Below are 7,284 nucleotides of genomic sequence, written 5' to 3' on the forward strand. Positions count from 1 at the left end.
CGCCTGCCTGCTATGCGCTTTGGCCCTGCTGCTGGCCGCGCCCGGCTTTGCGGCCACCATTTACGTCGATGCCAGTGTGGCACCGGGCGGCACGGGCAACGGCTCCTCATGGGCCAATGCCCACCAATCCTTGCAGACGGCCCTGACCGCCGCCCAATCCGGCGACCAGATCTGGGTGGCGCAGGGTACCTACAAACCCACGACCAGTACCACCGATCGGGAAGCTTCTTTCGTCATGAAAGAAGGCGTGAAGATCTACGGCGGCTTCACCAGCGGGCAGATGAATTTGATCGACCGTAACCCCGACCCTGAAACCAACGGTACCATTCTGAGTGGCGACATCGACGGAGATGGGACCCTGAACGGCAACAGCTTCTTGATTATTTTCAATAATCAAATCAGGCTGAGCTCTGCAGCGGTGCTGGATGGATTTACCATTACCGGGGCACGTGGAAATACTAATGGTGGTGCAATGCTTAATTCAGGCGGAAGTACCGGGAATGCATGCAGTCCTTACATCGCCAATTGCCTGTTCCGCGACAACTACGCAATAAACAATGGAGCCGCCGTGTTCAACGGGGGGGCAGGGATTGAATGCAACCCCCAATTCGTAAACTGTACATTCCGGAACAACACCACTGGCGTAGCTGGCCTCTTTGGGCAAGGTAGTGCTGTATACAACAACGCAGGGTTTGGTAGAACTACAAACCCACAATTCACCAATTGCACCTTTCAGAACAATTCGGCTGGCTTCAGAGGGGGAGCCGTGTATATCGAGGTGGGCAGTGGTGGTGGAGAAAGCGTACCCATTTTCACCAACTGCTCCTTCCAGAACAATTCGTTTGGTTCAAGTGGGGGAGGTGGGGGAGCCGTGTACATCCAGGCAGATGCAATCGACGGAAAGAGTGTACCTATTTTCACCAACTGCTCCTTTCAGGGCAACGGCGGCAGTTCTTCGAATGGTGGGGCTCTAAATAGAACGGGGCCAGGCGTATTGGCTATTCTAAACAATTGTGTGTTCTGGGATAATGGCAGGTCAAATGCATTTTCTATTTCCCGAGGGGCGAGCTACGCAGTAGCTAACCATAGCCTGTTCGACGCTACCATGAATCGGTATTCCGGGTCGAACAACCTGACCACTACGGTCAATCCCTTTATCTCCAGCACCAGCACCCAACTGCGGCCCGGCTCGCCCGCCATCAACGCCGGCCTGACCTCGGCCAACACCACCCAAACCGACCTGGCGGGTAATCCCCGTGTGGCGGGCAGTGGCATCGACATGGGCGCCTACGAGTTCCCGTGCACGCCCTTCGACCTGGCAGTGAGCGGCAATACGCTGGTAAGTCTGGGCTACGACAACTGCACCACCCTGACGGCCAGTGCCAGCGGTGGAACGGCTTCCTATGCCTACGTCTGGAAGTTGGGCAATGCTGTCATCGGCCAGAATGCCAGCCAGCAACTCTGCCCCGAAACTACCACGACCTACACCGTGACGGCCACCGACGCCATCGGCTGCGTTTCGGAGCCAAAGGAAGTGACCGTGACCGTGCAGGACGTGCGCTGCGGCAACAAGAACCAGAACGTGACCATCTGTTACTACGGCGTAACACAGTGCGTCTCGGAGAAAATCGCGGAGCGCTACCTCAAACTCGGCGCTACGCTCGGCGGCTGTGGTACAGGTAACGCACGGATTGGCGCGGAAGAAACCACCGATGCCCCATTCACGCTCTCGCTGAAAGCCTTCCCCAACCCCGTGCAGGACGCCATGACGCTGGAAGTGATGGCCCCCAACGCTGGCGCGGCCACCTTCGAGGTACTTGATCTGACGGGCCGCCCCCGGCAGAGCCGCACCGAAAATTTGGTGGAAGGGTTGAACCAGGTCGAGTTCCGGCTGGGTACCTTGCCGACGGGGATGTACTTCATCAAGGCTGTGGACGCGCTGGGCCGGAAGGGCGCGATCAAGGTCAGCAAGGAATAATCAGACTCCCTACTTCCTCCACGAAAAATCAGCCGACTGAATTTCAGTCGGCTGATTTTTTTGTACAAATGCAGAAAGCACGGAACCCCATTATGCCCCCACGTAATTACGCCTCACTGCCCCGGATGATACGTCTTCACGGCCTGCTTCTCCACGTCTTCCCGATAAAAAAGCACGTCTTTGAACTTGCCCTGGGTGTACATCTCGCCCTGATCGAAGAAATGCTTGGAAACGGGGTCGCCGCTCTGCCCACCCGCCAGCAGCGACTTCGCCCGGATGCGGTCGCCGAACTCCACGGCGCAGATGAAGCTGTTGCCGTTGACGCCGTAGCGTTTCTTGGTGCCGGAAAAGTACCTCGACGAGTAAGAAGGCAACATCCCCCAAGCCGACGACACGAAGCCTACGGGTAGGCTCGGCAGATCATCGCGGTAGTTTTGGTCGATGGCGGCGGAGGCGCGCTGGAAGCGGTTGATTTCGCCCCAGGGCATTTGCCACTTCCCCCATTTCTGGTTCAGTTCGAAAAGTGCCTCACCGAAGGGCGCGAGTAGTTCGTCGGCGGAGGCGTTGGCGGCGAAGTACCTGGCCATATCCACCTGGTCGGCGTCGGGCTTACCGGGTACTTTGGTGCGGTACATCGTAGAAGACATTTTCTCGCCCCACTTCACGGCCAGCGTGGTAGCCACCGACTTTTCACCGCTGTGGTAGTCCCAGTTTTTCAGCACCGATACAGGGCCGATCCAGTAAGCGTAACGGTCGTCGGTGTACGGAACGTTCTTCTCAAAGGCTTTCACCAAAGCCGGCACCAGAATCTCGAAGGAAGTCAGGTAGGTGTTATAACCCGCTTCGATCACCTTTTCGAGCGTGTACTTACGGGGTACTTCCAGCACCCGCACGGCGTTGAGGCCGCGGAAGTTTTCGCCGTCGGGAGCCATATAGTTGGGATAGTTGGCTTGCTTCGGGCTGTCTTTTCCGGCGGCGGTGAAGGGCGTAGAGTTACAGTTCTGAATCCAGCCGTTAGGCGGATTATAAATATGAACCGCTTCGGCTACGGGGTGCATGCCCTGCCACTCGGTGGCCGCGATGCTGCCATCCACGGGCTCCGACCAGTCGTAGTTTGGGTCACGTTTCGGTACGAAGTTACCGTGCCAGTAGGCGATGTTGCCCTCGGCATCGGCGTAGACGGTATTGTTAGAGGTGTTTTCCAGAATATCCATCGCCTTCTGGTACTCGGCGAAGCTTTTGGCCTTGGTGCGTTGCCAGCTTTGGATGAGCATATTCATCGTCCGGTTGTTAGAGCGCAGGCTTTCCCACTGCCCGCCGCGCTTGCCCATCACCGGACCGTGGTGGGTGTAGAAGGCTTTAACCTTTTTCTCTTCAAGTTGGCCGTTTTTGGTGTACTTTAAGGTAATCTCCTGCTCGCGCACGGGCCGTTCTTTGCCGTCGTAGGCATAGACGTAGCCGCTGCCTTTTTGTGTCACTTTTTCAAGGTAGGTGTCGGCCACATCGGTGCGGGACGAGGTGTGCATCCAGCCTAGTTTATCATTGAACCCTTGATACACAAAAAACTGCCCCCAAGTCACGGCTCCGTAGGCGTTCAGGCCTTCCTCGCTCACCACGTGTACTTCGGGCCGGAAATAGAACGTCACGTGCGGATTGATGTACAGGATACTGTTGCCCGATTCGGTGATTTTGGGCGAAAAAGCGAAGCCATTGGAACCCGTCAGGATTTCCTGATTATACTCCACAAACCTTTCGTGGTTGTAGCCCACCGAAGGCTTGCCTTCGCCGTAAAATGCTTCAAGGTCGCGGGTACGGATGTCGGCGGTGCTGATGGCCCCGATGCTGCCGTCGGTCCATAGCAGAGGGAACCACGGCTCGAAGCGGGTCAGCAGAGCGGGCTTCACTTCCGGATGAGTGTGGAGGTAGTAGTTGATGCCGTCGGCATAGGCATTCAGTAGTTTTTTGAGCCAGGCTGGGGCTTTTTTGTAGTCGGCCTGGGCGTCTTCGGGCGTAATGAGTAGTTTGATGAGCAGGTCGTTGTACATATCCTGCTCGCCATTGACCTCACCGAGGCGGCCCAGTTTTTCGATGTAGTTCATCTCGACGCGCGGGAAGTCGTCTTCGCATTGGGCGTAAAGCAGCCCGAAAGTCGCATCGGCGTCGGTTTTGCCGTAGATGTGGGGCACCCCGAAGTTATCGCGGATGATGGTGACGTTTTGCGCTTGTTTTTGCCAGGAGGTAGTTTCCTTTTGGGAGAAAGGTTGGGCAAAAGGAGAAAAGGATAAAAGGAGGAAGGAGGAAAGGAGGAGTCCTTCAACCGCCAGGCGGCCCTGTACTCTCAGGATGACAATTAATAGGACGGCGAGGAAATTTTTTTTCATTTCGTAAAATTTTATTTGGTAAAGTTGAATTCGTGGCAAACAAAGCTACGCACTTTACCCTACGAATGAAAAGATCGACTAGTCAGTCGAGTAGTTTTATCGACACCGTAGCGCCCTTCCCCATTACCCGGAAGGCGCAATCTTCGAAACTGGGTGCGGCGAGCCTGGGCCGGACATCATTGCTGAAACCAAAGGGTTCTTTGGGATAGCCAATGAGATTCTTGTCGATTCTGCCGTTGTTATTCACATCTTGGAAAAGGGCAATGGCGTAGGTGCCAGGCACTACGTCGAACTCGACGACCGCGCTACCGGGTTTAACGATCTCGATCTGCTTGTCTCTAAAGGGTTTGGCGTCTTCCCGACCGAACCCTTCACCAGGTTGATATAGGCCAACTTTCAGCGTCCCGCCCACCTGACGGACGTTAGTGACTTCAACCTTGAGCTTAGCCGGGGTAGTTTCCATATTTCCCAATAAAAAAAGTAGCGCAGTAAGTGCCGTAAACATAGGTTCCGCAATTTTTACAAAAAAACACCCGGCGGAAACGATTGTTTCGGACGGGTGTTTTTTTATTTCGTCGCCAGGCGCACCAGCTACTTTACGTCAATCGATCAGTTTGATCGAAATACTCTTCCCCCTCTCGGTCAACTCGAAGGCACAGTCCTCGAAGTCAGGGGCGGAGAAGAAGGGACGGAAGTTGTTGCTCAGTCCGAAAGGCTCTTTGGGGAAACCGAAAAAGTTCTTGTCGATGATGCGGTTGTCGTTCAGGTCGTGGTAGAGGGCCACGGCGTAGGTGCCCGGCTCCACTATAAATTCGGTCTTATGGGGGTTGAGTTTATTGACGGGCACGAGTTTATCCAGAAAAGGCTTGCTATCCTTTTTACCAAAACGAGCCCCAGGCTTGAACAAACCAATCCGCAGCGTTCCGTTGGCGGTTTGAATGTTCGTTATTTCCACCGAAAGTCTAGTAGTTTCAGCTGGTGCTTCGTCGAAAAAAAGGAGAAGCAGTACAAAGGCAATGAGCATAGCGAGTGTATTTTACCCAAAAACGCCAACCTGAAACAATTGTTCAGGTTGGCATTCTGTTTTCAACTTAATTCAGTATTGGCCTGCGATTAGTCGATCAGTCCGAGGACAAGGATTACCACTCCAATGGCAGTTACGATACCACCGATCAACCAACCGACACCCGGAATAAGACCCAGTACAATCCCGAGCAGAACAAGAATGAGTCCGGCCGTAACTTTACCATCTATTGCCTTAGCGGCAGCGGGGGCCATACTCTTCGATAACTGCTTGTCGACCATCTTGGTGACGACCGCCGATCCGGCCACAGCGGAGGGATCGACTTGTTTCGCCTCAAGCTTGGTCAGGACGGCACGCGCTTTGTTGATCCGGGAGGCGATCAATGGGTTGGCCATTAGTTCCTGGCCTTTCGTACTGGCCAGGGCCGTTTCCAGTTGCTCGTCCAATTGCTGAGGCGTCTTTTGGGCCAGCATTTCCATTACTTTCTCATCTTTCGAAATCTCCGCCATCGTGATAGGTTGTACGACTTCGACAGCTTCTGCAGGGGCTTCGACGGCGGCTATTTCCACAGTGGTTGCTGCCTTGGGCGCAACGTGGACATTTTTAGGCATTTGATTGAACGTGGGGTACTCGCGGGCACAGCTACCAAGTAGAACAACGGCACCAAACAGGTAAACAATACTGATCTTTTTCATAGGAGATGGATTTTTGTTTATGTAAAAATGAAAGAAGAGATTATTATACATTTTCTATTAAGCCGAGGACAATGAACACGACCCCGATTGTGCCGACGATTCCTCCCAAGTACCATACTCCGGGAATCAGAGAAAGCAAGATACCCACAGCAATCAGGATCAACCCTATTTTGATTTTGCGGTTGAGCTCCTTAGCTGCCTTCGTGGAAGTGGGGGCCAGCGTGCTTTTTTCCATATGATTTTTCAGCGTCCTGTTTACCATCTTGCTGGCTTTGGAAGTTTGCACACCGGAAAGCGGAGAATTATTGAATTCGTTTTGGGCAATCAACTTCCGCGCTTTGTTGATTTGTGCCGCTACGAGAGGCTTAGCCATCAAAGCTTGACCCTGCGTACTTGCCAGAGCTGTTTCGAGTTGCTCGTCGATTTGCCGGGGTGAATTCTGGGCCAGCATTTCCATTGCCTTCTCGTCTTGCGAGATTTCAGCCACCGTGAAGGGTTGCGGTGATTCCACTTCGACCTGTGCCTCGGCTATTTCTACGGGAGCCTTTGTCGTTGTTTCAACTTTGTCCTTATGTTCAACGTGGACATTGGCGGGCATCTGGTTGAACGTCGGATACTCGCGGGCACAGCTGCCGAGGAGGACGACAGCGCTGAGCAGATAAACGGTACTGATCTTTTTCATAAAAATTGGGGGTTTGGTTGGTAAAAAAATAAAGGGGTGAAAAGTTGAATAGGGTGCATTTAAAAATCGTGCCAGCGGGTAGTTATCTCAGGGTGTTTTGAATAATATTTTGTGCCTTTGCAGCCTTTGGCCCTACTTATTCCTCTCCAAACAACTGCGCCTCAAAGTCTTCCATACTCCCTTCGGGGGTAACGAAAAGTTCGCGGGGCTTGCCAGCCTGGGCAGGCTGAATGGTCATGAAGTTGCGGTACTGCTCGTCGGTGATGATGTCGAGTTGCAGGGCGCGCTTGAGAACCATCGGGAAGGGTACTTTGAAGAAGTCGGCGATATCGGCCGCCAAGTAGGGCGGAATGCGGGTCACGCCGTCGTGGAAGAAGCTACCAACTTCCTTGGGCGATAGGAGTGTTTCGAAAACCAGTTGCTCGGCCCGTTGTGCCAGCGAAATAGCGTTGGGGTAAGTACGGCTCAGTCCCAGCGAAACGGTTAGTAAATGGGTGTGGTAACAACGCTCGTTGGCGTCGGCC

6 protein-coding genes and 1 pseudogene are annotated in these 7,284 nt (G+C 53.8%); 1 reads left to right on the forward strand and 6 read right to left on the reverse strand.

Annotation, left to right across the window (positions count from 1 at the left end):
• Positions 1-1,978: choice-of-anchor Q domain-containing protein (locus ACEW8P_RS04700; RefSeq protein WP_373511948.1), on the forward strand; the 1,978-nt coding region annotated here is incomplete at its 5' end.
• A 113-nt stretch (positions 1,979-2,091) separates the two neighbouring features.
• Here the strand turns inward: ACEW8P_RS04700 and ACEW8P_RS04705 are convergent.
• The 6 genes and pseudogenes from ACEW8P_RS04705 to ACEW8P_RS04730 form a co-directional block, all read right to left on the reverse strand.
• Positions 2,092-4,359, reverse strand: coding sequence for a penicillin acylase family protein (locus tag ACEW8P_RS04705; protein ID WP_373511949.1), 2,268 nt, complete (start codon positions 4,357-4,359; stop codon positions 2,092-2,094).
• Positions 4,360-4,441: 82 nt separating this feature from the next.
• Positions 4,442-4,864: a DUF2141 domain-containing protein gene (locus ACEW8P_RS04710; RefSeq protein WP_373511950.1), complete on the reverse strand. Its 423-nt coding sequence runs from the start codon at positions 4,862-4,864 to the stop codon at positions 4,442-4,444.
• A gap of 96 nt (positions 4,865-4,960) precedes the next feature.
• Positions 4,961-5,383 (reverse strand): DUF2141 domain-containing protein, encoded by a 423-nt coding sequence (locus ACEW8P_RS04715; protein WP_373511951.1) that lies wholly within the window; start codon positions 5,381-5,383, stop codon positions 4,961-4,963.
• An 89-nt stretch (positions 5,384-5,472) separates the two neighbouring features.
• Entirely contained in the window at positions 5,473-6,078 is a 606-nt protein-coding gene (locus tag ACEW8P_RS04720) for a hypothetical protein (protein WP_373511952.1), read from the reverse strand.
• A 43-nt stretch (positions 6,079-6,121) separates the two neighbouring features.
• Complete coding sequence (locus ACEW8P_RS04725; protein ID WP_373511953.1) at positions 6,122-6,760, reverse strand: DUF308 domain-containing protein; 639 nt, start codon at positions 6,758-6,760, stop codon at positions 6,122-6,124.
• Between the two features lie 136 nt (positions 6,761-6,896).
• Positions 6,897-7,284: pseudogene (locus ACEW8P_RS04730) on the reverse strand (hypothetical protein); the annotation flags it as partial.

It is taken from the genome of Persicitalea sp. (assembly GCF_041751555.1).
Classification (GTDB): Bacteria; Bacteroidota; Bacteroidia; order Cytophagales; family Spirosomataceae; genus Persicitalea.